25 protein-coding genes are annotated in these 23,103 nt (G+C 65.4%); 12 read left to right on the top strand and 13 right to left on the bottom strand.

The window, feature by feature from the left end:
* Positions 1–6 precede the first annotated feature (6 nt).
* From K3181_RS02285 to K3181_RS02275, 3 genes are all read left to right on the top strand, one after another.
* Entirely contained in the window at positions 7–945 is a 939-nt protein-coding gene (locus tag K3181_RS02285) for a D-2-hydroxyacid dehydrogenase (RefSeq protein WP_221600390.1), read from the top strand.
* A 107-nt stretch (positions 946–1,052) separates the two neighbouring features.
* Positions 1,053–2,708 (top strand): acetolactate synthase large subunit, encoded by a 1,656-nt coding sequence (locus K3181_RS02280; protein WP_221600389.1) that lies wholly within the window; start codon positions 1,053–1,055, stop codon positions 2,706–2,708.
* A 26-nt stretch (positions 2,709–2,734) separates the two neighbouring features.
* Positions 2,735–4,168, top strand: a complete 1,434-nt coding sequence (locus tag K3181_RS02275) for an aldehyde dehydrogenase family protein (protein WP_221600388.1) — start codon at positions 2,735–2,737, stop codon at positions 4,166–4,168.
* On the opposite strand, the gene K3181_RS02270 is transcribed toward K3181_RS02275, so the two are convergent.
* The 5 genes from K3181_RS02270 to K3181_RS02250 form a co-directional block, all read right to left on the bottom strand.
* Positions 4,169–4,873, bottom strand: coding sequence for a TonB-dependent receptor (locus K3181_RS02270; protein ID WP_221600387.1), 705 nt, complete (start codon positions 4,871–4,873; stop codon positions 4,169–4,171).
* A gap of 55 nt (positions 4,874–4,928) precedes the next feature.
* Complete coding sequence (locus K3181_RS02265; RefSeq protein ID WP_221600386.1) at positions 4,929–5,282, bottom strand: hypothetical protein; 354 nt, start codon at positions 5,280–5,282, stop codon at positions 4,929–4,931.
* Entirely contained in the window at positions 5,272–5,490 is a 219-nt protein-coding gene (locus K3181_RS02260) for a hypothetical protein (protein WP_221600385.1), read from the bottom strand. The genes K3181_RS02265 and K3181_RS02260 overlap by 11 nt, the downstream gene beginning before the upstream one ends.
* 140 nt (positions 5,491–5,630) lie before the next feature.
* Positions 5,631–6,437, bottom strand: a complete 807-nt coding sequence (locus tag K3181_RS02255) for a hypothetical protein (RefSeq protein ID WP_221600384.1) — start codon at positions 6,435–6,437, stop codon at positions 5,631–5,633.
* 95 nt (positions 6,438–6,532) lie between these two features.
* Complete coding sequence (locus K3181_RS02250; protein ID WP_221600383.1) at positions 6,533–7,405, bottom strand: IS1595 family transposase; 873 nt, start codon at positions 7,403–7,405, stop codon at positions 6,533–6,535.
* Positions 7,406–7,497: 92 nt separating this feature from the next.
* Here K3181_RS02250 and K3181_RS02245 point away from each other — a divergent pair, with 92 nt between their 5' ends.
* Together K3181_RS02245 and K3181_RS02240 are read left to right on the top strand one after the other, a co-directional pair.
* Positions 7,498–8,163 (top strand): S24 family peptidase, encoded by a 666-nt coding sequence (locus K3181_RS02245; RefSeq protein ID WP_221600382.1) that lies wholly within the window; start codon positions 7,498–7,500, stop codon positions 8,161–8,163.
* Positions 8,163–8,891: a tetratricopeptide repeat protein gene (locus tag K3181_RS02240; protein ID WP_221600381.1), complete on the top strand. Its 729-nt coding sequence runs from the start codon at positions 8,163–8,165 to the stop codon at positions 8,889–8,891. Before K3181_RS02245 ends, K3181_RS02240 begins: the two co-directional genes overlap by 1 nt.
* On the opposite strand, the gene K3181_RS02235 is transcribed toward K3181_RS02240, so the two are convergent.
* Positions 8,875–9,249: a cytochrome c gene (locus tag K3181_RS02235; protein WP_221600380.1), complete on the bottom strand. Its 375-nt coding sequence runs from the start codon at positions 9,247–9,249 to the stop codon at positions 8,875–8,877. The two genes, K3181_RS02240 and K3181_RS02235, sit on opposite strands and share 17 nt — an antisense overlap.
* A gap of 121 nt (positions 9,250–9,370) precedes the next feature.
* Here K3181_RS02235 and K3181_RS02230 point away from each other — a divergent pair, with 121 nt between their 5' ends.
* Positions 9,371–10,012 carry an MBL fold metallo-hydrolase gene (locus K3181_RS02230; protein WP_221602799.1) on the top strand — a complete coding sequence of 214 codons (642 nt, stop codon included), beginning with the start codon at positions 9,371–9,373 and terminating at the stop codon, positions 10,010–10,012.
* A gap of 232 nt (positions 10,013–10,244) precedes the next feature.
* Here the strand turns inward: K3181_RS02230 and K3181_RS02225 are convergent, their stop codons facing one another.
* Positions 10,245–10,643 (bottom strand): MAPEG family protein, encoded by a 399-nt coding sequence (locus K3181_RS02225; RefSeq protein WP_221600379.1) that lies wholly within the window; start codon positions 10,641–10,643, stop codon positions 10,245–10,247.
* Between the two features lie 242 nt (positions 10,644–10,885).
* On the opposite strand from K3181_RS02225, the gene rpmF reads away from it, so the two are divergent.
* The 5 genes from rpmF (at position 10,886) to K3181_RS02200 (ending at position 13,886) form a co-directional block, all read left to right on the top strand.
* Positions 10,886–11,065, top strand: coding sequence for a 50S ribosomal protein L32 (rpmF, locus tag K3181_RS02220; protein ID WP_200980932.1), 180 nt, complete (start codon positions 10,886–10,888; stop codon positions 11,063–11,065).
* A 27-nt stretch (positions 11,066–11,092) separates the two neighbouring features.
* Positions 11,093–12,130, top strand: a complete 1,038-nt coding sequence (gene plsX / locus K3181_RS02215) for a phosphate acyltransferase PlsX (protein ID WP_221600378.1) — start codon at positions 11,093–11,095, stop codon at positions 12,128–12,130.
* Complete coding sequence (locus tag K3181_RS02210) at positions 12,127–13,092, top strand: beta-ketoacyl-ACP synthase III (RefSeq protein ID WP_221600377.1); 966 nt, start codon at positions 12,127–12,129, stop codon at positions 13,090–13,092. Before plsX ends, K3181_RS02210 begins: the two co-directional genes overlap by 4 nt.
* A gap of 123 nt (positions 13,093–13,215) precedes the next feature.
* A complete protein-coding gene (locus K3181_RS02205; RefSeq protein ID WP_221602798.1) occupies positions 13,216–13,515 on the top strand; it encodes an integration host factor subunit alpha in 300 nt (99 codons plus the stop codon).
* Between the two features lie 8 nt (positions 13,516–13,523).
* Positions 13,524–13,886, top strand: coding sequence for a MerR family transcriptional regulator (locus tag K3181_RS02200; RefSeq protein WP_221600376.1), 363 nt, complete (start codon positions 13,524–13,526; stop codon positions 13,884–13,886).
* Here the strand turns inward: K3181_RS02200 and K3181_RS02195 are convergent.
* The 5 genes from K3181_RS02195 to K3181_RS02175 form a co-directional block, all read right to left on the bottom strand.
* Positions 13,883–16,135, bottom strand: a complete 2,253-nt coding sequence (locus tag K3181_RS02195) for a sensor domain-containing phosphodiesterase (protein ID WP_221600375.1) — start codon at positions 16,133–16,135, stop codon at positions 13,883–13,885. The two genes, K3181_RS02200 and K3181_RS02195, sit on opposite strands and share 4 nt — an antisense overlap.
* Positions 16,136–16,221: 86 nt before the next feature.
* On the bottom strand, positions 16,222–19,644 hold the full coding sequence (smc, locus tag K3181_RS02190) for a chromosome segregation protein SMC (RefSeq protein WP_221600374.1): 3,423 nt from the start codon (positions 19,642–19,644) through the stop codon (positions 16,222–16,224).
* 24 nt (positions 19,645–19,668) lie between these two features.
* Entirely contained in the window at positions 19,669–20,412 is a 744-nt protein-coding gene (locus tag K3181_RS02185) for a thioredoxin domain-containing protein (RefSeq protein WP_221600373.1), read from the bottom strand.
* Between the two features lie 111 nt (positions 20,413–20,523).
* Positions 20,524–21,228, bottom strand: coding sequence for a thioredoxin domain-containing protein (locus tag K3181_RS02180; protein ID WP_221600372.1), 705 nt, complete (start codon positions 21,226–21,228; stop codon positions 20,524–20,526).
* Positions 21,225–21,776 carry a DUF721 domain-containing protein gene (locus tag K3181_RS02175; RefSeq protein WP_370034496.1) on the bottom strand — a complete coding sequence of 184 codons (552 nt, stop codon included), beginning with the start codon at positions 21,774–21,776 and terminating at the stop codon, positions 21,225–21,227. The genes K3181_RS02180 and K3181_RS02175 overlap by 4 nt, the downstream gene beginning before the upstream one ends.
* A 14-nt stretch (positions 21,777–21,790) precedes the next feature.
* Here K3181_RS02175 and K3181_RS02170 point away from each other — a divergent pair, with 14 nt between their 5' ends.
* Positions 21,791–22,810 (top strand): A/G-specific adenine glycosylase, encoded by a 1,020-nt coding sequence (locus tag K3181_RS02170; RefSeq protein ID WP_221600371.1) that lies wholly within the window; start codon positions 21,791–21,793, stop codon positions 22,808–22,810.
* Here K3181_RS02170 and K3181_RS02165 read toward each other — a convergent pair.
* Positions 22,807–23,028, bottom strand: coding sequence for a hypothetical protein (locus tag K3181_RS02165; RefSeq protein WP_221600370.1), 222 nt, complete (start codon positions 23,026–23,028; stop codon positions 22,807–22,809). The genes K3181_RS02170 and K3181_RS02165 overlap by 4 nt on opposite strands.
* Between the last annotated feature and the right edge of the window lie 75 nt (positions 23,029–23,103).

Here is a 23,103-nt window from a genome sequence, read left to right as displayed (position 1 = left end):
AAGTCGATGACCAAAGCCGTGCTGTCCGCCCTGATCCGTCCGCTGGTCGAACCGCGCCTGCCCGAATGGGTCGAGCCGCTGTGGTTCGCGAGCAAGGAACAGGCGCTCGAATTCGCTCCGCAGGCCGAAATTGGCTGGTTCGATCTCAACGAGAAGGAGCCGATGATCGAGATCGCCAGGGCGGCGACCAATCTCAAATGGATGAACTCGATCTATGCGGGTCTCGATTTCATGCCGCTCGACCTGCTGAAGGAACGCGGCGTCACCGTGACCAATGGTGTCGGCATCAACGCCCTGACCATCGCCGAATATGTCGTCATGCTGATGCTCGCGCATGCCAAGGGCTATCGCGAGGTCGTGCGCGCGCAGGATCGCCACGAATGGCTGCTCGACAGCCCGGGCAAGCGCGAGCTGGCGGGCGAGCGCGTGCTGCTGCTCGGCATGGGCGCGATCGGATCGCTCATCAAGACGCGGTTGGAGGCTTTCGACATGAAGGTGGTCCCGGTGCGGCGCTCGGGCGCCGAAGGAGCGCTCAAGCCGGGCGAATGGCGCGCTAGGCTGGGCGATTTCGACTGGATCGTCCTCGCAGTCCCCTCGACCCCCGAAACGCGGCACATGATAGGTGCGATGGAGCTGGCGCAGATGCGGCCCAACGGCGTGCTGGTGAACATCGCGCGCGGTGACGTGGTCGATCAGGAGGCGCTGGTCGGGGCGCTGCAGGAGAAGAAGATCGAGGCGGCGCTGCTCGACGTCACCGATCCCGAGCCGCTGCCCGAAGACCATCCGCTGTGGGGCCTCGACAATGCGCAGGTCACCATGCACCTCTCGGGCCGCGCACAGACCAAAATGTTCCAGCGCAGCGCCGACCGCTTCGTCGAGAATCTCGAGCGCTGGCACAAGGGCGAGCCGGTCGAGCCGCAGCTCGATCTCGACCTCGGCTACTGACAGGCGCGCGGGCCTCTGTTAGGCCCCCCGAAGCACACACCGGGAGAACTCGGGTCGCGATTCCAGAAGGGCTTGCAGGGGGCAGGCCGCGGAGGGGGAAATCGCGAATGACCGAGTCCAGGAAAGCATCCGACCTGTTCATCGAATGCCTCGAGGCCGAAGGCTGCGAATATATTTTCGGCGTGCCGGGCGAGGAAAATCTCGACTTCCTCGACAGCCTCAGCCGGTCGAAGCAGATCAGGCTGGTGCTCACGCGGCACGAACAGGGCGCGGGCTTCATGGCTGCGACCTATGGTCGCCACACTGGCAAGACCGGCGTCTGCATCGCCACGCTGGGGCCGGGGGCGACCAATTTCGTCACCGCCGCCGCCTATGCCCAGCTCGGCGGGATGCCGATGATGATGATCACCGGGCAGAAGCCGATCAAGAAATCGAAGCAGGGCCAGTTCCAGATCCTCGACGTGGTCGCGATGATGGACCCGATCACCAAATACACGCGGCAGCTCCACGCTGGGGACAACGTGCCGAGCCGGGTGCGCGAGGCCTATCGTCTGGCCGAGGAGGAGAAACCCGGCGCAGTCCATCTCGAACTGCCCGAGGACATTGCCGAGGAGCCGACCAGCGCACGGCCGATCCCGCGCAGCATCGCCCGCCGGCCCAGCGCCGAGCCCAAGGCGGTCGACCAGGCGGTCGCGGCCATTACTCGCGCGAAAAAGCCGATCCTGGTCATCGGGGCGGGCGCCAACCGCAAGATGACCGGCAAGATGCTCGCCGAATTCGTCGAGAAGACCGGCATCCCCTTCGTCACCACGCAGATGGGCAAGGGCGTGCTCGACGAGCGGCACCGGCTGTTTCTCGGCTGCGCCGCGCTGTCGGCGGGCGATTTCTGCCACCGCGCGATCGAGGAGGCCGACTGCATCGTCAATATCGGCCACGACGTGATCGAGAAGCCGCCCTTCTTCATGAAACCCGAGGGCGTTACCGTGATCCATGTCAGCAATCGCAGCGCCGAGGTCGACCCGGTCTATTTCCCGCAGATCGAGGTGATCGGCGACATCGCCAACGCGATCTGGCAGATCAAGGAGGATATCGCGCGGCAGGATCACTGGGAAAGCGCCGGTCTCAAGCGCTATCACCAGGCCGAGCTCGACCATACGGGCAAGCTGGCTGAAGACACGCGCTTCCCGATCTTCCCGCCGCATCTCGTCCAGCAGGTGCGCGACTGCATGCCCGAGGACGGGATCATCTGCCTCGACAACGGCGTCTACAAGATCTGGTTCGCGCGCGGCTACACCGCCTACCGCCCCAACACCGTGCTGCTCGACAATGCGCTCGCCACCATGGGCGCGGGGCTGCCCAGTGCGATGATGAGCGCGATGCTCTATCCGGCACGCAAGGTCATGGCGATCTGCGGCGACGGCGGCTTCATGATGAACAGCCAGGAGATGGAGACCGCGGTGCGCCTCGGGCTCGACCTCACCGTGCTGATCCTGCGTGACGACGCCTATGGCATGATCCGCTGGAAGCAGGCCAATATGGGGTTCGAGGATTTCGGTCTGGCCTACGGCAATCCCGATTTCGTCGCCTATGCCGAAAGCTACGGTGCGACCGGCCATCGCGTCGAGAGCAGCGACCACCTGCGCCAGCTGCTTGCCCATTGCCGCGACACGCCCGGCGTCCACCTGGTCGACTGCCCGGTCGACTATTCGGAGAACGACCGCATCCTGAACAAGGATATCAAGGAACTGAGCAAGAAGCTCTGAGGTTGATCGGGTTACAGGAGGACGTCTTGCCCACACTCAAAGATACTTACCCGCTCTACCTCAACAACAAGGCACAGCAGCCCAACACCGATCTCGAGGTCACCGACAAGTTCACCGGCGAGGTCGCCTTCCGCACCGCGCTGGCGACGCCCGAGATCATCGACCGGGCGATCGTGGGCGCGGTCCATGCGACCGAGCCGATGGCGAGGCTCGCCAGCTACGAGCGGCAGGCGGTGCTGCAGCACTGCGTCGACCGCTTCACCGAGCGTTTCGACGAGCTCGCCTATGCGCTGTGCGTCGAGGCGGGAAAGCCGATCAAGGACTCGGAGGGCGAGGTCACGCGGCTGATCGACACCTTCCGCATCGCGGCCGAGGAATCGGTGCGCATGTATGGCGAGGTCATGCCGCTCGACATCTCGGCGCGGGCGAAGGGCTACCAGTCGATCTGGAAGCGCTATCCGATCGGGCCGTGCAGCTTCATCTCGCCGTTCAACTTTCCGCTCAACCTCGCCGCGCACAAGGTTGCGCCGGCGATCGCGGTCGGCTGTCCCTTCGTGATGAAGCCCGCCTCGAAGACGCCGCTCGGCGCGATCATCATGGGCGAAGTGCTGGCCGAAACCGACCTGCCCGAAGGCGCCTTCTCGATCCTGCCCGCGAGCCGCGACGGGGCGGACCTCTTCACCGTCGACGAGCGGCTCAAGCTGCTCAGCTTCACCGGCTCGCCCGCGGTCGGCTGGGATTTGAAGGCACGCTGCGGCAAGAAGAAGGTGGTGCTCGAACTCGGCGGCAATGCGGCGGTGGTCGTCGACCGCGACGCCGATCTCAACGATGCGCTCGAGAGGATCATTTTCGGCGCCTTCTACCAGAGCGGCCAGAGCTGCATCGGGGTGCAGCGGATCATCATCCACGAGGAGGTCTACGACCGCTTCAGGGAGATGCTGGTCGAGAAAACGAAAGGCCTGGTCGCGGGCGATCCCAAGGACCGCGATACCTTCATCGGCCCGATGATCTCCGAGGGTGAAGCCAAACGGCTCAAGGGCTGGATCGACGAGGCGGTCGAAGGCGGCGCGAGCCTGCTGTGCGGCGGCGAGCGCGAGGGCAACATGCTCCAGGCGACGCTGCTCGAGCATGTCCACAAGGACGCCAAGGCATTGAACGAGGAAGCCTTCGGCCCGCTCGCGATCCTGCAGAAATTCTCCGACTTCGACGAGGCGCTGGCCGAAGTGAACCGTTCCACCTTCGGCCTGCAGGCTGGGATCTTCACGCGCGACCTGTTCAAGATGTTCGATGCCTGGGACCGGCTCGAGGTCGGCGGCGTGGTGATCAACGACGTGCCCAGCTACCGCGTCGACAACATGCCCTATGGCGGCGTGAAGGACTCAGGACTGGGCCGCGAGGGCATCAAGTTCGCGATGGAAGACATGACCGAGATCAGGAACCTCGTCATCCGGCGGAACTGATCAGGGGCGCGGAACGACCACGAGCCGGTAGGGGATGTAGAGCAGAACCTCGCCGGGGCCCGCGCGGGACCATTGGACCGGCATGTTCAAGCCTTCGATCTCCACCGCGTAGCCCTGACCCATCCGGCTGGCCATCGCGTTCGAATCCTCGGCGATCTTCTCGGCGATCTGGGGACGGTAGCTGTCCGGGCCGACGATCGACAGCGTGCTGTCCCCCCATTCGTCCATTTCGGCCCGCCCTACTCCCGGAACGGATTCGATATAGCGGGCGATCTGCGCTTCGGCGGCTTCTCCCGACTGGGTCCCGCCAAGCTTGGCCTTCACGAGGAAGACCACCCTTTCGCTGTCGGGGCGATTGTCGTTTCTAAGATCGATATCCTCGACATTCGCCAAGGTCAGCGGCGTCAGGATGTAGTCGCCATAGGCCAGTTCCACCCCTGCGGCCTGCGCCTTGCGAATGGCGTCTGACAGCATCGAACGGATTTCGCGGCGCCGCTGTTCCATGTCCCGTGTGTCGCCCCGGATGACGACTGCCTGGACGAGAAAGTCTGCGGGCCTGCGCAGGCCTACGGCCGGCATGCGGTCCGAATAGTCTTCCTGCTCGATTCGCGAGGCGGTCACGACGATTTCCTGGCTCTGCAGATCCTGCGCCATCGTCGGCGTGGAAATCGCTCCGAGCACGAGTGCGATCGCAAGCTTCTGCATGGCCATTCTCCCTTTGGCGACAATGATTAGCGGGCCTTTGTCGGGGGTCAATCGCTCAGCTCTCCTCGAGGAGCAGCAACTCGCAACGCACCACCAGCCGTGGTTCGGGAAAGAGGCGGTGCTCGACCTCGGTCACGCCCGCGTCGGCGACCAGTTGGCCGGGGATGGCGAACTCGTGATCGGGCAGTTCGGCGACGAAGGCCTCGCCCGCTTCGACCGCCTCTTCGCCCGCAAAGAGCAGCGCGAGGCAATGGCGCGTGCCGGCGAAGGTGATGCTTGCCCAGGCTTTCTCGGTATGCGTCAGAACCTTGCCGTGATGGCCGTGGAGGTCGGCCAGCGCGGCGCGGACGCGATCGGCGGCGGTGCGGCGCGGGCGGCGGGCGCGGGGAGGGGTCGGTTCAGCCGACATGGGCGACCTCCTGCTGTGCGAGGGCGATGGCGCGCGCGGCTTCGAAGCCGGCAATGAAGCCGCGAATCCGCTGCTCGGTGCGCTCGCGCGGTTCGCGGCCCAGGCGCAGGTCGAGTACGAATCGCGGGTCGTGCGCGGCGAGGCGGCCGAATTTGGTCGCCGCCATCTCGTGCTGGCGGAGGAATGTCTCGATTGTGCGGATCAGCATGGCGGGCTCCCCAAATGATGGCCGGAAAGGGCGATTCGCTGGATATGTTCCGCATATGTTCCAATCGAAATCCTAGGGGATTATACCCTTGGGACAAGTAAGTGAGATTTAGATGGTGTGTGGCCCTAATCGCGGCAGCGCTAGTTGCTGTTATTCCCGCCCGTGCTGAAGAAGCACGAGGCCCCTTCGGGTGGCGGCCATTGCCCCGTATAGACGAGGCGGTAGTTGGTGAACCGCTCGATGCCGAAGGCGTCTTCGAACTCAATTCTCCCGTACACAAAGAGACCCATAGCTCCGCGCCTAACCGACTTCTTTTCCTCGTTGGTCAGCCTGCGGTCCATAAACACGGGCTTGTGGTTAACCCCTCCCGGGGGGAGGGTGTTGGCGCTGACCCTCTCCAGCTTCGGAACCGTAAGGGAGGCTTCATCCTCCACCGGAATCAACTCAAATCCGGTCCAATGAACCAAGTTGTAAGCTGGCGTTTGCCCAGAGTTCTTTATGACAAGCGCGGCCATAGGAATGCCGCGGAGGGAGGCTTTGACGCCCGGGGCGTTGCGGGAGGAAACTTGAATTTGGTCCGGGAACACATAGGCCCGGTTCTGTCGCTCTTCGGCGTTCCTGGAGCTGCTCAGGGCCCTGAACGCGGCCAGCGCCGAGAGCGTAGAGATGATGAGCGACAAGAGAATGCCGATCGCTTCTATGGTTCCGATTTTGGCTTGAAAGGGAAGCCAATCTGCCGCCTCTCTCGCCGCAGTGGCGGCGGTCCACTGTGCGCACAAATCGCTATCCTCGCGACTGTAGGGGTAGTCGCATGGGTGCTCGTAATTTGGGGCTTCTATGGCGCTTTCAGTGGCCACAACTTCTGGTGGGGACGGTTGCTTCTGGGTAGCGCTGCCTTCGTTTTGGCCCTCGCCCTCCCCCTCGGCTAATGAGACCGTATTTGTCATGGTGAAGTTTATGCGCGATAATCAAAGGATGGACAATCCAAAGGACCGCTTTGACCGCCTACTAAAGGCGATGACGGAAGGAGGACCCCCTACTTCTAGAAAGAAGTCATCAATTCAGGAAGCATCGTCTCGGGACGATTCCGGCGATTGTGACGAAACTCAAACTCGCCAAGATACTTCGAAAGATGCTTCTGACTGACGTGAATATGCGTCCCGTGGATGCTGCGCTTTAGCTGCGCCCAGAAGCCTTCCACGCCGTTGGTCGAAGTGCCCGTTGCCGAGACGTATTCGCCCTTCGAGTGATTGACCCGCTTGTGCCAGTAGCCGTTCAGCACGCCTAGGTCGCCGTAGCCTCCAAATTCATCGGTGTGCACTTCCGTATGCGGCTTCACGTGCAGCGGAATGACTTGGTTCATCGTGATCTTGCGACGGTCGGGCAGGACACGAACCACAATGTCGCCGCCGCGCTCATACATGCCGACTACGATGGTCTTGTTCGCTTTGTAGCCCGACCCTTTGCCGGGGCGCTCACCGCCCATGTAGGTTTCGTCAATCTCGACAGTCTTGAACGGGCCGCCAAGCGGTTCGTCACCGTCCGCGATAGCCATATACTTGCGGATCTCATGGCACATGCGCCACGCGGTCTTGTAGGTCACGCCGATCTGGCGCTCGACTTCCTTGGCGCTCACGCCGTTCCGCTTCGTGCAGAACAGGAACATCACATAGAACCAGTCCCGCAGGCTGGTGCGCGTCCTGTGGAACGGGGTGCCCGCCGTAGGATAAATCTGGTGGCCGCAATGCTCGCAAGCATACGAGCGCCGCTTCTTAACCCTGTAGAACTTGGCCTCGACGCCGCAGCCCTCGCAATCGTGGCGCTCACCGAAGCGAACCAGCTTCAAGTGCTCCAAGCAACTGTCTTCCGTAGGAAAACGGTCTTGGAATTGGCGAAGCGTAGGTCCCTTTGTCATGCCTATTATGTAGCACAAACCCTTACTTGTCGCAAGGGGATAATGGCCAAATCCTACTTGTCTAGGAAAAATCCTATGCTATAGGAAAAATCATGGAAGGCATTCCGCGAAGCGAGCGTCACGCACGGGGCAGGCTGCAGGACCTGGCCAAGGACCAGGGAGTCAGCCTCGCTGCCCTGTCGCGGCTGATCGGGCGCAATCCCGCCTATCTCCAGCAATATGTGACGCGTGGCAGCCCGCGCCATCTCGACGAGCCCGACCTTCTGAAAATTGCCGAGTTTCTCGGCGTAGGGCGCCGCGTCATTTCCACTCGGCCGAGCGGGGCGGCGGCGAGCGATGAAGTGGCGGGTGAGCGTGCCGACTGGGTCGAGGTGCCGCGCCTCCCGCTCGATGCTTCGGCCGGGCCGGGGGCATTCTCGGCAGAGGAAATTTCCTTCGATACCTTCCGCTTCTCGCGTCGCTGGCTACGCGAAATGGGGCTCGAGGGCGCCGATCTCACCGCGATCCGCGTCGAGGGGGACAGCATGGAGCCCACGCTGCGCAGCGGCGACGAGATCTTCGTCGACCGCAACAAGCGCGCGGGCGAGGGCATCCACGTCGTCCGCATCGGCGACGCGCTCCACGTCAAGCAGGTCCAGGCCAGCGCCCCGGGCCGGATCACGCTGATCAGCGCCAACGACAGCTACGCCCCGATCGACCTCGCGCGAGAGGAGGTGGAGGTGATCGGGCGGGTAGTGTGGAAGGGGGGGCGGGTGTGATGTTTCGTGAACTACGTCGAAAACTCATGCCGAGAATTCTCGCGCGGTTCGAGGAAGCTATGAAGCCGGACAAACCGCTGGCGAACATAGTCTGGGACGCATCCAAGGCGTGGGAAAATCGCTATACCTTCGAGTGGGATCACAAGGATTCAGAGTGCCCCGACCAACCAGCGCGAATGGAACAGGCAGAAGGGTTGGCAAAGAGTGATCCGATAGGTGCGTTGGAAGTATACCGAAAAGCGGCCCAGGACGGGAGTGTCTGGGCGATGTGGATGGTCGGTTGGCACTATGACAAGGGCTGTGCCGTTTCCAAGAACCCCGATTTGGCCGAACAGAATTATCGTATTGCGATCAGAAGTGGATCGATGCGGGCGACCATCGATTGTGCAAAACTATTGAGAGGGCAGGGGCGGATCGATGAGGCTTTGGAACTCCTTGAACCCGCTGCCGAAAGAGGTTTCGTGCCGGCAATGTTCTGGAAGTCGTTCTACGCCTACCTGCGCGATTTGTCGCGAGACGCCGCACGACAGATAGAGCCATGCTTGGAACGCGCGATCGATGCCGGTCACCCTCAAGCCCGGTTTTTCCGCAATTGGCTCCGTATGAAGGGCAAGTTCGGAATCCGGCAAATCCCGTTGGGATGGCGAGATTGGTGGAAGCAACTAAGGGAGCACCAGGAAGCCAGCGAGTTGCGGGACAGCGACGAAAGCCCTACCCCGGCCGCCTGACGTAATCGTCGGTCTGCAGCGTCATCATGTAGTCGGCGATGATTTCGATATCCTCATCGACCAGGTCGACATCCATCTGCATCGGGTAATTGTGCGCGTCGGAGAGGAAGGCGACCAGCGTCTCGCGCGTCAGGCCCGGGCTGTTGGCGATATCGACCCAATTGGGCGCCTGCGGATCGGGCGAAACCGCGTCGGCGGTGACCGCATGGCACTCACCGCAGATCGCGGTGACATAGGTCGGAGCCGCGCTGCCGTTGGCGGCAACCAGGCTGGCTGCCGGGGCCGGTTCGGCCTCGCTTGTGGTCTGGCAGGCTGCCAGCGGCAGGGAGGCTGCGAGAATCGCTGCGACATGCTTCATCGATCGGCTCCTTCTCCGGGTTGCATAGCAGCTTGCCCGAGATGCGGCTTGTTTTCGATCACGAAGCCGACCATTTTCCCCGGCGATGGACAAACCCGCAGAAACGCCCGCCCTGCCGCCGATGAAGGCCGGCATCGTTCCCGTGACCCCGCTGCAGCAGAACTGCTCGCTGGTCTGGTGTACGAAGACCAACAAGGCCGCGCTGATCGATCCCGGCGGCGACCTCCACAAGTTGAAGGCGGCGGTCGCCCAGACCGGCGTGGAGCTCGAGAAGATCCTCATCACCCACGGCCATATCGACCATTGCGGCGAGGCCGGCGTGCTGGCCAAGGAACTGGGCCTGCCGATCGAGGGGCCGCACGAGGCCGACCGCTTCTGGATCAGCCGGCTCGACGAGGACGGGCGCAAATACGGCGTCAACGGTCAGGTGTTCGAGCCCGACCGCTGGCTCGAGGATGGCGACACGGTGACCGTGGGCGAACTGACGCTCGAGGTCATCCACTGTCCGGGGCACACGCCGGGTCACGTCGTCTTCTTCCACCGGCCGTCGAAATTCGCGGTCGTCGGCGACGTGCTGTTCCAGGGCAGCATCGGGCGCACCGATTTCCCGATGGGCAATCACCAGGACCTGATCGACGCGATCACGCAGAAGCTCTGGCCGCTCGGCAACGACGTGACCTTCATTCCCGGCCACGGCCCGACCAGCACCTTCGGTCACGAGCGCAAGACCAACGCCTTCGTAAGCGATTACGCGCTTTCCTGAGGCGTGCGCTAGCGACTGCCGTCGTTAGCTCGCGGCCCGGCCCACCCACTCCCCCTCCCGGCCACCCACGGCACGGCATGCTATGGGTGGCCGGGAGGGGGAGTGGGCAGGCCAGCTAAGGGCCGGACGGAGGTCTGGCACGCACGCGACAATGACCCCGGGTGGGGAAGTGGGCCGGTGCAGCCGCAAGGGAAGCGCGGAGGCGCTTCCCGCACGCAACAAATACCTTTCCCTACATCACCCCGAGTACGATCAGCACCGCAACGATCGCCAGCCCGAGCAGCGTCAGCATGGTGATCAGCGTGCCGATCATGCGCGGCTTGGTGCCGGTTTCCGCGTCCATGCCGAAGCCATGCGCCACGCGACCGAGCATGTAGATGCCGGCCACCCAGGCGAGCCAGGGCGCGCCCTTGCCCGAGAGTTCGATGGCGGCGATCAGCACGAGTACGAAGCCGGTATTCTCGACGAAATTGAGCTGCGCGCGCATCCGGCGGGTCAGCGGGCCCCCGGCATCGTCGCCATGGATGGTCTTGGTCGCGCCGCGCATCTGGCCGACGCGAACGGCCAGCCACAGGTTGATGATGGCCGCCGCGGCCGCTGCTGTTAGTGTAACCGGCAGGATAATGCCCATGCTCGTCCCTCCCTTGTGTTTTCGATGAACACGACCCACCTGCAGTGCTAGGGAGATGCCCTGTGGCGCGCAATCCCGGCCTGCGGGCGACACGGCTTGCATCCCCCGAGAATTTCGCTATAGCGCGCGCCTTCACCGCCACGGTCGGGATATTCGGGTTCACGCGCTCTTGTGCGGTGCCGGACCTTCCCCTAGGGCGGCCACCGAAATTGATTGTAATTGTTTGAGGAACAGGTGCCGCCATGGCCGTCCCCAAGAGGAAAGTATCGCCCCACCGTCGCGGCAATCGCCGTGCGCATGATTCGCTCAAGGTCGAAGCGCATCACGAGTGCTCGAACTGCGGTGAACTCAAGCGTCCGCACAACCTGTGCCCGCACTGCGGTCACTACAACGGTCGCGAAATCATCGCCGTCGGTCTCTAAGACCGTAAGCAAAGCCGGAGTCGTCGCATGAGCCTGCCGCGTATCGCCGTTGATGCGATGGGCGGCGATGAAGGCGTGCGCGTGATGATCGACGGTGCCGCGATGGCGCGGCGCCGTCACGACAAGTTCAAGTTCCTGCTGGTGGGCGACGAGACGCGGATCAAGGCCGCGCTCGAAACGCATCCCGGCATGGCGGGCGCTTCGGAAATCCTGCATTGCGACGACGTGGTCGGCGGTGAAGAGCTGCCGAGCCGCGCCTTGCGTCGTGCCAAGACCACCAGCATGGGCCTGACGGTCAATGCGGTGAAGCAGGGCGAGGCCGGTGCCGCCGTCTCGGCCGGGAATACCGGTGCGCTGATGGCGATGAGCAAGCTTGCGCTGCGCACCATGCCGGGCCTCGATCGCCCCGCGCTGGCGGCCCTGCTGCCGACGCTCGGCGAGAACGATGTCGTCATGCTCGACCTTGGCGCGAATCGCGAATGCGACGCGCGCAATCTGGTCCAGTTCGCGATCATGGGCGCTGCCTATGCGCGCATCGTGACCGGTCGCGAGCGTCCGCGCACGCGGTTGCTCAATATCGGCACCGAGGAAACCAAGGGCACCGAGGACATCCAGGCCGCCGCCGAGGCACTGCGCGCCGCCACCGGCCTGGCGATGGATTTCGAAGGCTATGTCGAAGCCGACAAGATCAACCGCGGCGAATGCGACGTCGTCGTATGCGACGGGTTCTCGGGCAATATCGCGCTGAAGGCGATCGAGGGCGCGGCGCGCTTCGTCACCGACCTGCTGCGCACGGCCTTTACCAGTTCGCTGCGTTCGAAGATCGGCTTCCTCGTCTCGCGCCCCGCGACCGAGCTGCTGAGACACCATCTCGACCCCAACAACCACAATGGCGCCGTCTTCCTCGGACTGAACGGCGTGGTGGTGAAGAGCCACGGCAGCGCCAATGCAAAGGGCGTGGCCAACGCCGTCGAAGTCGCGGCCCGCCTGCTGGAGGACGATATCACCAACCGCATCAAGCACGACCTCGGCGAAATCGACGCCGCGAGCCTGACCGCCAAATGATCCGCTCGGTCATCACCGGCACCGGATCGGCGCTTCCTCGCGACTGCGTGACCAATGCCGAACTGGCGCAGCGGGTGGATACGACCGACGAATGGATCGTCGAGCGGACCGGCATCCGCCAGCGCCATATCGCGGGCGAGGGCGAGACCACCTCGACCCTCGCGATCGATGCCTCGCGCAAGGCGCTCGAAGCCGCCGGAATCGAGGCTTCCGAAATCGGCCTGATCGTGCTCGCCACGGCCACGCCCGACCATACCTTCCCCGCCACCGCGACGCAGGTGCAGGCCGCGCTCGGCTGCGGTGGGGGTGTCGCCTTTGACGTCGCCGCAGTGTGTTCGGGCTTCCTCTATGCGCTCGCCACCGCCGATTCTTTGCTGCGCACCGGCATGGCCAAGAAGGCGCTGGTGATCGGCGCGGAAACCTTCAGCCGCATCCTCGACTGGGAGGATCGCACGACCTGCGTCCTCTTCGGTGACGGCGCGGGCGCGGTGGTGCTCGAGGCGCAGGATGTCTCCGAGGATGGCCCCGGCATTCTCGCCAGCCGCCTCCATGCCGAAGGCTGCCACAAGGACCTGCTCTATGTCGACGGCGGGCCCTCGACCACGGGTACGGTGGGCAAGCTGCGGATGAAGGGACGCGAAGTGTTCCGTCACGCGGTCGTCAACCTCGCCGACGTGCTCAAGGAAGTGCTCGAGGAAACCGGCAAGAGCGCCGCCGATATCGACTGGGTCGTGCCGCATCAGGCCAATGCCCGCATTCTCGATGCCACGGCGCGCAAGCTCGACCTGCCCGCCGAGAAGGTCGTCGTCACCGTCGACCAGCATGCCAATACCTCGGCCGCCTCGGTCCCGCTCGCGCTCGACACCGCGGTGCGCGACGGGCGCATCAAACCGGGCGATCTCGTGATGTTCGAGGCGATGGGCGGCGGCTTCACCTGGGGCGCCTCGCTCGCACGGATGTAGTATTTGCCCGAAAACCGGGCCATGCCATTGCGAAATCAAGCAAATAGCTCTATTGGTCGGCAGGGTTTCAAGCGGGGTCGCCAATTCGCTCAGGGTCGTATCTGGGGGAAGGGAAATATGGATATGATGCGCTCCGTGGGCACGCTGACCAGGGCCGACCTGGCCGAAACGATCAATCGCAAGATGGGCTTGTCGCGGGCCGAGTCGCTCGAGATGGTCGAGGCGATCCTTGGCAAGATGTGCGATGCGCTGGCCGAGGGCGAGAACGTCAAGATTTCCGGCTTCGGCAGTTTCGTGCTTCGCGACAAGAAGGAACGCGTCGGCCGCAATCCCAAGACCGGTGTCGAAGTGCCGATCACGCCGCGTCGCGTGATGACCTTCCGCGCCAGCCAATTGCTCAAAGAGCGCATCGCGAACGGCTGAGGAGCGTCATGGCGGTTTTCGACGACGGCAAGGACAAGGGCGCGCTGCGCACCATCGGCGAAGTCGCCAAGGCGACCGGGATCAAGGCGCATGTGCTGCGCTATTGGGAACAGCAGTTCCCCATGCTCAAGCCGCTCACTCGCAGCGGGGGACGGCGCTACTATCGCCCCGAAGACATCGAACTGATCGAGCGGATCGACCGCCTGGTCAATCGCGAGGGCTATACGCTGAAGGGCGCCAAGGCCGCGCTCCTGGGGACGCCTGACCAGCAGGCCGCGGTGCAGGAGCCTGTCGCCGCTCCGCCTTCGGGCGACCTGGTTCGCCGGCTGAAGGCGATCCGCGACGATCTGAAGGCGGCGCTAGCGGCCTAGGCGCTCCGCCTGCGCTCGCCGCTCTCGGCGCCCGCCTCGATCGCCAGTTCCTGCACCGGCCGCGCCTTGCCGAACAGGTATCCCTGGCCGTAGCTGCAGTTCATGAGTTGCAGGATGCGGCGCTGCTCCTCGCTTTCGATGCCCTCGGCGACCACGGTTATGCCCATACTGCGTGCCATGCCGATCATCGCCTGCACGATCGAACGCGACTGGTCCTCCTCGGTCATCGCCTGCACGAAGGACAGGTCGAGCTTGACCGCATCGATCGGGAAGTCACGCAAATGCGTGAGCGAGGAGTAGCCGGTTCCGAAGTCGTCGAGGGCGATGCGCACGCCGGCCGCGCGCAGTTCGCGCAGCACGGCCTGAATGCGGTCCGACTGGTCCACCAGCAGCATGGTCTCGGTCACTTCGAGCGTGATCATCGACGGATCGACACCGTTCGCGCGAAACTGGCCCAGGAAGCGCTCGACGAAGTCGCGCGACACCAGATCACCCTCGGTTGCATTGATGCTGATCCGCCGCAATTGCGGGTGCGCGGCGAGGAGGGCTGGAGCTTCCTCCGCAATCAGGCTCATCATGCGTTCGTCGACCTTGCGCGAAAGTAGCGGATCGACCAGCGCCGGCGCCACTTCTGCCGCGGTCATGCGCCGCCCGGTGGTTGTCGTCAGCCGCATCAGCGCTTCGAGACCGACGGTCGCACCGGTTCGCAAGTCGACGATCGGCATGTATCCGACGAAGACCCGGTTGGTCCGCAGCGCCTCGTTGACCTCGTCGATCGCTGCCTGGCGCTCGGACTTCTGGCGTTCGAGTTCCGAAGTGTACCGCTGGACCGACGACCGGTTCGTGCGCTTGCCGTGATAGAGCGCCGTGTCGGCATGGCGCACGAGTTCCTTTGGCCCGACCGCGCCGTCGGTGGTGACGAGTCCGGCCGTTGCGCTCAGTTCGAAGGTGCGGCCACCGATCTCGGTGCAATGACGGATTCCGTCGAGCATGGCGTTTGCCTGATGTTCCGCCGCGGCATCGTCGGAGGCGCGCGGCAGGATGACAGCGAATTCATCGCCGCCCCATCTGGCCACCGTGGAATGCGGCGGTGCGGCCCTCGTGATCCGCCGGGCGATGTCCTTGAGCACGTGATCGCCCATGACATGTCCGAAGGTGTCGTTGAGATCCTTGAACCCGTCGAGATCGAACAGCACCAGGTGGACGCTGCCGTCACCGCATTTGGCGGCAGCGATGCGTGCCTTGAGCTCTCGGTCGAAGGCAGCCCGGTTGAGCAGGCTTGTAAGCGCGTCGTGATCGGCTGCATGGCGCAACGACAGCTCGGCGCGATAGGCTTCGGAAATATCCTGGAAAACGCCGAGGACGCGGCGCGGCTTGCCGTCGACGACGTCGAAGCCTTCGCCCATCGAGCGGACTCGCTTGATAGTCCCGTCAAGCGCGTGAAGGGTGGCGTCGTAGCAGAACAATGTCTGGTCGCTCACGGCCTTCTGAACGTGGCGCGAGACGGATTGGCGGTCCGCGGGATCATAGTACCCGAGCGCCTCCTCGACTGTGACGGGCCGCAGCTCAGTGAAACCGTGGATCGCGTAGACCCCGTCGGACCAGTGGATCTCGTTGGTCTCGATGTCCAGTTCCCACGTGCCGATCTTGGCGATGCTTTCCGCCTGTTGCCAGATGCGCAGCGACTTCTTGAGCTCCTCGCTCTGCTGCGAGATCTGCCTGTTGAGCTCGGTCGCCTCGAGATGCAGCATATGTAGCTTGAGGATGTCCTCGACGACATCGGCATGGCGCTTCAACTGAGCGATATGGCGCTCTTCGAAGAAGTTTGGCCGCGGATCGATCAGGCACAGCGCGCCTAGAAACTCGCCGTCGCAATGGCGAATCGGGATGCCGAGATAGGAACGCAAATTGGGCGGGCCGGCTACGAGCGGATTGTCGCGCAACCGGTCGTCCTTGCTCGCATCGCCGACCAGCATGGGGCTCTGCGATTCGAGCGCGAATTGGCAGAAGGAAAGGCCTCGTGGGGTCTCGCGCAGGTCGGTTCCGTGCGTAGCCAGGAAGCATTGGCGGTCGGGTTCGAGCGCAGTGACGAGCGACATCTGACAGCCGAACTCTTCGGCACACTGCGACACCACGCGATCGAGCGACCGCTGGGCTTGCAGTTCGAGGTTGGTGTAGAGCCGTGCCGGACTAGCTATCGTTTTCTGTTCTTCCAGCATGCCCGTTTCGTTGCGACTCGAAGAAGACATTCGGTCCGCCTAATCGGAGAATGGTTAATATTTTTCCGACGACGCGACGGATGCCCGTATCCAGACGGTCCGGCGAAGCGCGGGCGCTATTCCGCCGCCAGCAATTCTTCCGCTCCGCCCAGATCGACGCTGACCAGACGGCTGACGCCTCTTTCGATCATTGTGACGCCGAACAGGCGATGCATCCTGCTCATGGTCACTGCATTGTGCGTGACGATGAGATAGCGGGTCCTGGTCTCGCGCGTCATCGCGTCGAGCAGGTCGCAGAAGCGGTCGATATTGGCATCGTCGAGCGGTGCGTCGACCTCGTCGAGCACGCAGATCGGCGCGGGGTTGGTGAGGAACAGCGCGAAGATCAGCGCGGTCGCGGTCAGCGCCTGCTCGCCCCCCGAGAGCAGCGTGAGCGACTGCAGCTTCTTGCCCGGCGGCTGGGCGAAGATCTCGAGCCCCGCCTCGAGCGGATCGTCGCTGTCGATCAGCGCAAGGTGCGCCTCGCCGCCCTCGAAGAGGCGGGTGAAGAGCCGCTTGAAGTGATCGTTGACCTGCTCGAAGGCGGCGCGCAGCCGCTCCCGGCCTTCACGGTTGAGATTGCCGATCGACCCGCGCAGGCGGCTGACCGCCTCGCGTAGCTCTTCCTGCTCGGCGGCGTTCGAGCCGTGCTCGCTCTCGATCCGTTCGAGTTCCTCCGCCGCGACGAGATTGACGGGGCCGATCCGCTCGCGGCTGGCTGTGAGGCGGTCCATCTCCGCGCTCTCCGCCTCGGCGGCGCGGATCGCCTCTTCCTCGAAGGCGAAGCGCTCTGGCAGCAGCGGGGGCGGGCACTGGAAGCGCTCACCAGAGACGCGCGCCATCTCGATCCGCCGACCGTCCTGGTTTTCGGCACGCTCGGTCAGGCCGGCGCGGCTTTCGCGCGCTTCGGCCAGCGCCTCATTGGCGGCGGCGAACGTGCGATCGGCTTCCTGCGCTTGCGCATTGGCCTCGGCGACGGCCTTTTCCGCCGCAGCGAGATCGCGCGTCAGCCGCTCGCGGACCTGGTCGCCCTGTTCGATCTCGCGCATCAGCCCCTCGGGCTTGGCGGTGGTGACCGCACGCTCCTCCTCGATCTCCTCGGCACGGATATCCATTTCGGAGAGGCGCCGCGCGGCGTCGCCGCTGCGTGCCTGCCAATTGGCGATGTCGCTGCGCTGCGCCGAAGCGCGTTCGCGCGCCACCGCCAGTGCCTGGTCGTGGCTCGCCAGCTCGGCGGCACGTGCCTGCAGCGTGGTGCGCGCGGCCTCGTTCTTCGCTCGCGCGGCCTCGAGCGCGGCGCGCCCGGCGGCAGGGTCGGGCAGGGCGTCGCGCTTGCCTTCGGCTGCTGCAAGGTCGGAACGCGCCGCGGCGATGAGTTCGGCGTGCTCGGCCTCGCTGCGATCGAGTTCGGCAAGCCGCGCCGCGAGCCTTTCGCGCGCCGCCTCGGCCTGGTCGAGCGCGCGCAGTGCCTGCCGCTCCGCCTCCGCTGCGCCTGCGAGCGCACGCTCGGCCGCGACGAGATCGCGCTGCACTTGCGCCAGCTCCTCGCCCGCGCTGTCGAGAGCGGCTTGCGCTGTTTCGGTGGCCTCGCGCAGCGCGGGGAGGCGCGCGTCGAGTTCGGCGAAGCGGTTCTCTGCCTCGAGCCGTGCTGCTTCCGCCGAGCCTTCGCCGCGCACGAAGAGCCCGTCCCAGCGGCGCAACTGCCCGCCCAGCGTGACCAGCGCATGACCCGGGGCGAGCGCGCGCCCGTCATCCTCGTCGGAGACATGCACCAGCGCGAGCAGTGCGCGCAGTTCCTCGGGGCAGGCCTCGACATGATCGGAGAGGCTGTCGGACACGGGCGAGGGCGCCTCGGCTCCGGTCCAATAGCGGCCCTCGGCATCCCCGTCAGGCAGGCCGAGCAAGGCCTTGCCGTCGCGCCCCAGCGCCGCGGCGACCGCACGCTCGTAGCCCTTGGCGGCGCGCACGCCGTCGATCGCCTGTTGGCGCCCGCTGCGTTTCGCCGCCGCGCGTTCGCGCGCCTCGCGGTCGCGCGTGAGAGCCTCCCATTCGCGCTGCACGCCCGACAGTTCGGCCTTGGCTTCGGCGAGCGCGGAAGAGGCCTCGTCGCGCGCGGCCTGCAGCTCGGCCTTGCGCGCCTGCATGCCTTCCAGTTTCGCCCGCAGCTCGGTCAGCGTCTCGCCTGCCTCCTCGGCGGCCGCCTTCGCCGCATCGACATCGGCATCGGGATCCTCGCCCGCCAGCGCGGCGCGCTGGTCGGCCATGCGCCGACCCTCGGCTTCGACGCGGTCGAGCCGCGCCTTGGCCTGCGCGACCTCGGCCTCGGCGACGCGCCATTCGGCCTCGACCCCGGCATTGTCGGCAGTCGCCTTGGCGAGCGCGAGTTCGGCGGCGCGGCTGTCGCGCTCGGCCTGTTCGCGTGCGCGTTCGAGCGCGGGGCGCCCCTCCTCGTCGCCCGCCAGCGCCTTCTCGCTCTGCGCCAGTTCGCGTTCGAGCCGCGAGAGCGCCTCGGCGGCATCCTTGGTCAGCCGGTCGGCATCGCCCCGATCGGCCTCCAGCCGCGCCTTCTGCCGGTCGAGGTCGGCGAGCCGCTGTTCGGCGGCCTCGAGCTGGCTGGTGAGCGCCGCCATGCGGTGGCCGTGCGCGCTGGCGTCGTCGCGCCGGTCCGCCTGTTCCTCGCGTGCTTCGGCGAGCGCTTCGGCTGCCGCGCGCTGCGCCTTCTGCGCTTCGTCGGCGGATTTCTGCGCCTCGACCACGCGGGCCTCTGCGGCCGATGCGGCCTGCTTAGCTTCCGCCGCGGCTGTCGCTGCATCGCGCCAGCGGGCGAACACAAGCCGTGCCTCGGCGGTCCTGATCTCGTCGGACAGCTTCTTGTAGCGCTCGGCCTGCTTGGCCTGCCGGCGAAGCGAGGCGATCTGGCTGTCGAGCCCGGCCATGATGTCCTCGAGCCGCTCGAGATTGGTCTCGGTCTGGCGCAGCTTGCTTTCCGCATCGCGGCGCCGGACATGCAGGCCGGCGATCCCCGCCGCCTCTTCGAGCATCTGGCGCCGTTCGACCGGCTTGGCGGCGATGACCTGCGCGATCTTGCCCTGGCTGACCAGCGCCGGGCTGTGCGCGCCGGTGGCTGCATCGGCGAAGATCAGCGCGACGTCCTTGGCACGCACGTCGCGTCCGTTGAGGCGGTAGGCGCTGCCCGCGCCGCGCTCGATCCGGCGGACGACCTCCATCTCGTCGCCCTCGTCGTCGGCGCCGTGAAGCACGACCTCGGCGAAATCGCGCTGCGGGCGGCTCTGCGTGCCGGCGAAGATGACATCTTCCATCCCGCCCGAGCGCATCGATTTGGGCGAATTCTCGCCCATCACCCAGCGGATCGCTTCGAGCAAATTTGACTTGCCGCAGCCGTTGGGGCCGACGACGCCCGTCAGCCCCGGCTCGATATGCAGCGTGGCGGGTTCGACGAAGCTCTTGAAGCCACTCAGCTTGAGCTTCGAAATCTCCATCGTCGCCGCGCCCCCCGTTGCGCCTTACCTGGCGCCGGCGCGCTGGAGGATGGGTTCCAGCGCGGCCCAGGTGTTGGCATCGACGTCGCGGCCGTTCAGCTTGAAGGTCGGCGTGCCGGTGATGTTGAATTCATTGCCGTATTTCTGCGTGAAATCGGCCTGCTCGGTCAGCTTGGCGGTATCCGCGAGGCACTGGCGACCCTGGTCTTCGCTGATCCCGCGTGCGGCAAAGAAGTCGAGATAGCCGAGCTGCTCGGCTGCCGCCACGAAGCGCTGCTCGATCGGCAGGCTCATCGCCTGTTCGAACACCGCCTGGTTGGTCTGGATCGGCTCCATGATGGTCTCGTAATTCTGCCACACCTGGTCCGAGAGCGGGACGACCGCCTCGACTGGGCCGCATTGCGTCAGCCGGCCGAGCAGCAGGTCGATCGGGCCGTGGATCGCATACTGGCGCAGCTCGAAGCTGACCACGCCGGTGTCGATATAGTCGTGCAGCGGCTCGCTGCCTTCGAGCGAGAAGCGCGCGCAGGTCGGGCAGGTGAGCGAGCCGTATTCGATGAGCTTGAGCGGGGCGTCGGGATTGCCGACCAGCACGCCGCCGTCTTCGGTCATCGCTGCGGTCGTGCGCCACTCGGTGCCCTCGGGCGCGGGGATCGCGGCGATCGCGTCGCCCTGGATTTCGCCGGTCTCTTCAGTCGTCGACGAGCCGCAGGCGGCCAGTGCGAGGGCGAGTGGGGCGGCAAGGGCGAAACGCAGGGTCTTGGTCATCGGATTCCTCGTGTCTGGACGGATTAGGCTAGGGCAGGGCGCGCGGGCAGGGGAAGGCGCGGTTGGGCGTTTCCACAGGCCTTTCCCCCGAAAAGGCGGATACTGGCGGCCTCAGAGCGCTTTCTTGAGCTGCGGCTCGAGCGAATTCCAGTCATGCGCGTCGAGCAGCGTGCCGTCGAGGATGAAGCTGGGCGTGCCGGTGAGGCCGTATTTGCGGACGTCGGCGGCCGAGGTCTCGGCGATGGCACGGGCCTGGGCCTCGTCCGACAGGCACTTGTCGAGCTGAGCGCGGGTGTAACCGCGCCTCTCCATGATGTCGTAGAAATCGAGATCACTGGCGATCGCCTGCAACCGCGCCGACAGCGAACCGAACTGCCAGCGCGATTGCTGCGCCCGGGTCGCGGTGCGCGCCTTCTCGATCCACTCGTCGTAGCGATACATGATCGCATCGTGATTGCCGCCGAACTTCTTGGCATCGCCGCACTGGGTCAGCAGCGCGGCGGTCAGGTCCACCGGATCGCGGATCAGGTGGCGGATTTCGTAGCTGATCCTGCCGGTCGGGACATAGGCGATCTTGATCGCGCCGTCGCCGGTCTGCGCGAAATGGGCGCAGTGCGAACAGGTATAGCTCATGAATTCGACCAGCTTGGTCTTGGCCTGCGGATTGCCGAACAGATGGCCGCCTTCGGTTTCGGTCAGCATGCCGGCCCAATTGCCGCCGGGCAGGATCGGCTTGTCCGCCGCGCCCGCCGCGATGGCCAGGGGGACTGCGCTCGCCAGTGCCAGCGCCTTCAGGATTCCCGTGTTGATCGTCACCTGTCCTCGTTCCCGTCTTCTTGCGACCCGAGGCTGCGTGCGAGCGATTCGAGCACGGTCCTCAGCTCGGGGTCTCCAATATCGCGCAGACTGTCGCCCAATTCCATCGGAATCGGCTTGAGCGACGGCGGCGCTTTGGGCTTGTCCCTGCCCGGGGGCGGCTTAACCGCGCCTTGCCGCAGTTTGATCCGCGCGACCGCGCGATAGCCGAAGAAGCGGTTCACCCGCTCGACGATCTCGGGGATGACCTGCTGGACCAGCGGCGCGTGCGCGGGCTTCACCACCAGGTGCATGATTCCCTCGGACTTCTCGCCGGGGGGAAAGCGGATCATTTCGGGGGTGCAGACGCGCGCATGGATTTCGCCGACGATCTCGGGCCAGCGGCTGATCACCGACGACTGGACGAAGCCGAAGCGGCGAAAGGCGCTGCGCCCGATCTGCGGCATGAGGTCGCTGATCGCCCGCGCACCGCCGCCGCGCGGGCGGGTGTAGGCCTTCGCGGGCTTGCCCGATTTCGTCTTGTCGCGTTCCATTGTGCGAGTGCTCATGCCATAGGCGGGCCGTGGCCGCCACCGTCTCCGACCTGCTTCTCGACTGGTACGATGCCCATGCGCGCGATCTGCCATGGCGTGCGCGGCCCGGTGAGCCGGCGCCCGACCCCTATCGCGTGTGGCTTTCCGAAGTGATGCTGCAGCAGACGACGGTTGCTGCGGTGAAGCCCTATTTCGCGGCCTTCACCACACGTTGGCCGAGTGTCGAGGCGCTCGCCGCCGCGCCCGAGGCGGACGTCATGGCAGCATGGGCGGGGCTGGGATATTACTCGCGCGCCCGCAATCTGGTGAAATGCGCTGCTGCCGTCGCCGAGCGGGGCGGTTTTCCCGAAACCGAGGCCGGCTTGCGCGAGCTGCCGGGGCTGGGTGCCTATACCGCCGCGGCGATCGCGGCGATCGCCTTCGGTGAGCGTGCGGTGGTTGTCGATGCCAATGTCGAACGCGTGGTCGCGCGGCTCTTCGCGGTCGAGGAGCCGCTGCCCGCCGCGCGCAAGGCGATCAGGCAGCGGGCCGACGAGGTGACGCCTGACGACCGCGCGGGCGACTTCGCGCAGGCGATGATGGATCTGGGCGCGACCATCTGCACCGCGCGCGATCCCAAGTGCCTGCTGTGTCCGCTGTCGGAGGTCTGCGAGGGCCGGGCCGCAGGCGATCCGGCGCGGCTTCCGATCAAGGCCGCGAAGAAGCCGAAGCCCGTGCGGCAGGGGCAGGCCTTCTGGATCGAGCGCGAGGGCGCGGTGTGGCTGGTCCGACGCGCCGGGCAGGGCATGCTCGGCGGCATGCGCGCGCTGCCCGACGACGGCTGGAGCGCGCGCGGCAACGGCACCGGCGAAGCTCCGCTCGACGCGTCATGGGATAGCGCCGGGCTGGTGCGGCACAGCTTCACGCACTTTGCGCTCGAGCTGTCGGTGCTCTCGGCAAGCGTCGAACGCGATCCGGACGGCGCGGGCGAATGGTGGCCGCTCGAGCGGATCGAGGAGGCGGGCCTGCCGACGCTCTTCGCCAAGGCGGCGCGGCTGGCGCTGGCCTAGAACAGGCCGCCGGTGATCGACAGGCGGACGGCGATGATCCCGATCACCAGCAGGTTGAGGTTGCGCCCCGCGTTCTTCGACGACAGCCCGCCGACCACCGCACCGACCACGGCGACGGGCAGGACGAGCCAAAGGCCGAGGCCGAGAATCGGCAGCTGGAGCGGGATCGCGAGGATCAGGCAGACGAGGCCGATCAGGATCGAAACGATGTTGAGCATGTGTCCTATATGAATAGCACACTTGCCGATTGCAACAGTTTCAATTGGCAATTGACGCTTCGCCGACGCTCCCGC

The organism is Qipengyuania mesophila (assembly GCF_019711655.1).
Lineage (GTDB): Bacteria > Pseudomonadota > Alphaproteobacteria > Sphingomonadales > Sphingomonadaceae > Qipengyuania > Qipengyuania mesophila.
The sequence above is the reverse complement of the archived record's forward strand: the minus strand, read 5'-3'. Positions and strand labels throughout refer to the sequence as shown.

Bases quoted from the DNA above. Each gene is read 5' to 3' on its own strand.
- K3181_RS02210 (WP_221600377.1), top strand. From the start codon at position 12,127: ATGATCCGCTCGGTCATCACCGGCACCGGATCGGCGCTTCCTCGCGAC.
- K3181_RS02165 (WP_221600370.1), bottom strand. From the start codon at position 23,028: ATGCTCAACATCGTTTCGATCCTGATCGGCCTCGTCTGCCTGATCCTC.
- K3181_RS02250 (WP_221600383.1), bottom strand. From the start codon at position 7,405: ATGACAAAGGGACCTACGCTTCGCCAATTCCAAGACCGTTTTCCTACG.
- K3181_RS02270 (WP_221600387.1), bottom strand. From the start codon at position 4,873: ATGCAGAAGCTTGCGATCGCACTCGTGCTCGGAGCGATTTCCACGCCG.
- plsX (WP_221600378.1), top strand. From the start codon at position 11,093: ATGAGCCTGCCGCGTATCGCCGTTGATGCGATGGGCGGCGATGAAGGC.
- K3181_RS02245 (WP_221600382.1), top strand. From the start codon at position 7,498: ATGGAAGGCATTCCGCGAAGCGAGCGTCACGCACGGGGCAGGCTGCAG.
- K3181_RS02200 (WP_221600376.1), top strand. From the start codon at position 13,524: ATGGCGGTTTTCGACGACGGCAAGGACAAGGGCGCGCTGCGCACCATC.
- K3181_RS02280 (WP_221600389.1), top strand. From the start codon at position 1,053: ATGACCGAGTCCAGGAAAGCATCCGACCTGTTCATCGAATGCCTCGAG.
- K3181_RS02230 (WP_221602799.1), top strand. From the start codon at position 9,371: ATGAAGGCCGGCATCGTTCCCGTGACCCCGCTGCAGCAGAACTGCTCG.
- rpmF (WP_200980932.1), top strand. From the start codon at position 10,886: ATGGCCGTCCCCAAGAGGAAAGTATCGCCCCACCGTCGCGGCAATCGC.
- K3181_RS02260 (WP_221600385.1), bottom strand. From the start codon at position 5,490: ATGCTGATCCGCACAATCGAGACATTCCTCCGCCAGCACGAGATGGCG.
- K3181_RS02235 (WP_221600380.1), bottom strand. From the start codon at position 9,249: ATGAAGCATGTCGCAGCGATTCTCGCAGCCTCCCTGCCGCTGGCAGCC.
- K3181_RS02225 (WP_221600379.1), bottom strand. From the start codon at position 10,643: ATGGGCATTATCCTGCCGGTTACACTAACAGCAGCGGCCGCGGCGGCC.
- K3181_RS02265 (WP_221600386.1), bottom strand. From the start codon at position 5,282: ATGTCGGCTGAACCGACCCCTCCCCGCGCCCGCCGCCCGCGCCGCACC.
- K3181_RS02195 (WP_221600375.1), bottom strand. From the start codon at position 16,135: ATGTCTTCTTCGAGTCGCAACGAAACGGGCATGCTGGAAGAACAGAAA.
- K3181_RS02240 (WP_221600381.1), top strand. From the start codon at position 8,163: ATGTTTCGTGAACTACGTCGAAAACTCATGCCGAGAATTCTCGCGCGG.
- K3181_RS02185 (WP_221600373.1), bottom strand. From the start codon at position 20,412: ATGACCAAGACCCTGCGTTTCGCCCTTGCCGCCCCACTCGCCCTCGCA.
- K3181_RS02205 (WP_221602798.1), top strand. From the start codon at position 13,216: ATGATGCGCTCCGTGGGCACGCTGACCAGGGCCGACCTGGCCGAAACG.
- K3181_RS02285 (WP_221600390.1), top strand. From the start codon at position 7: ATGACCAAAGCCGTGCTGTCCGCCCTGATCCGTCCGCTGGTCGAACCG.
- smc (WP_221600374.1), bottom strand. From the start codon at position 19,644: ATGGAGATTTCGAAGCTCAAGCTGAGTGGCTTCAAGAGCTTCGTCGAA.
- K3181_RS02175 (WP_370034496.1), bottom strand. From the start codon at position 21,776: ATGAGCACTCGCACAATGGAACGCGACAAGACGAAATCGGGCAAGCCC.
- K3181_RS02255 (WP_221600384.1), bottom strand. From the start codon at position 6,437: ATGACAAATACGGTCTCATTAGCCGAGGGGGAGGGCGAGGGCCAAAAC.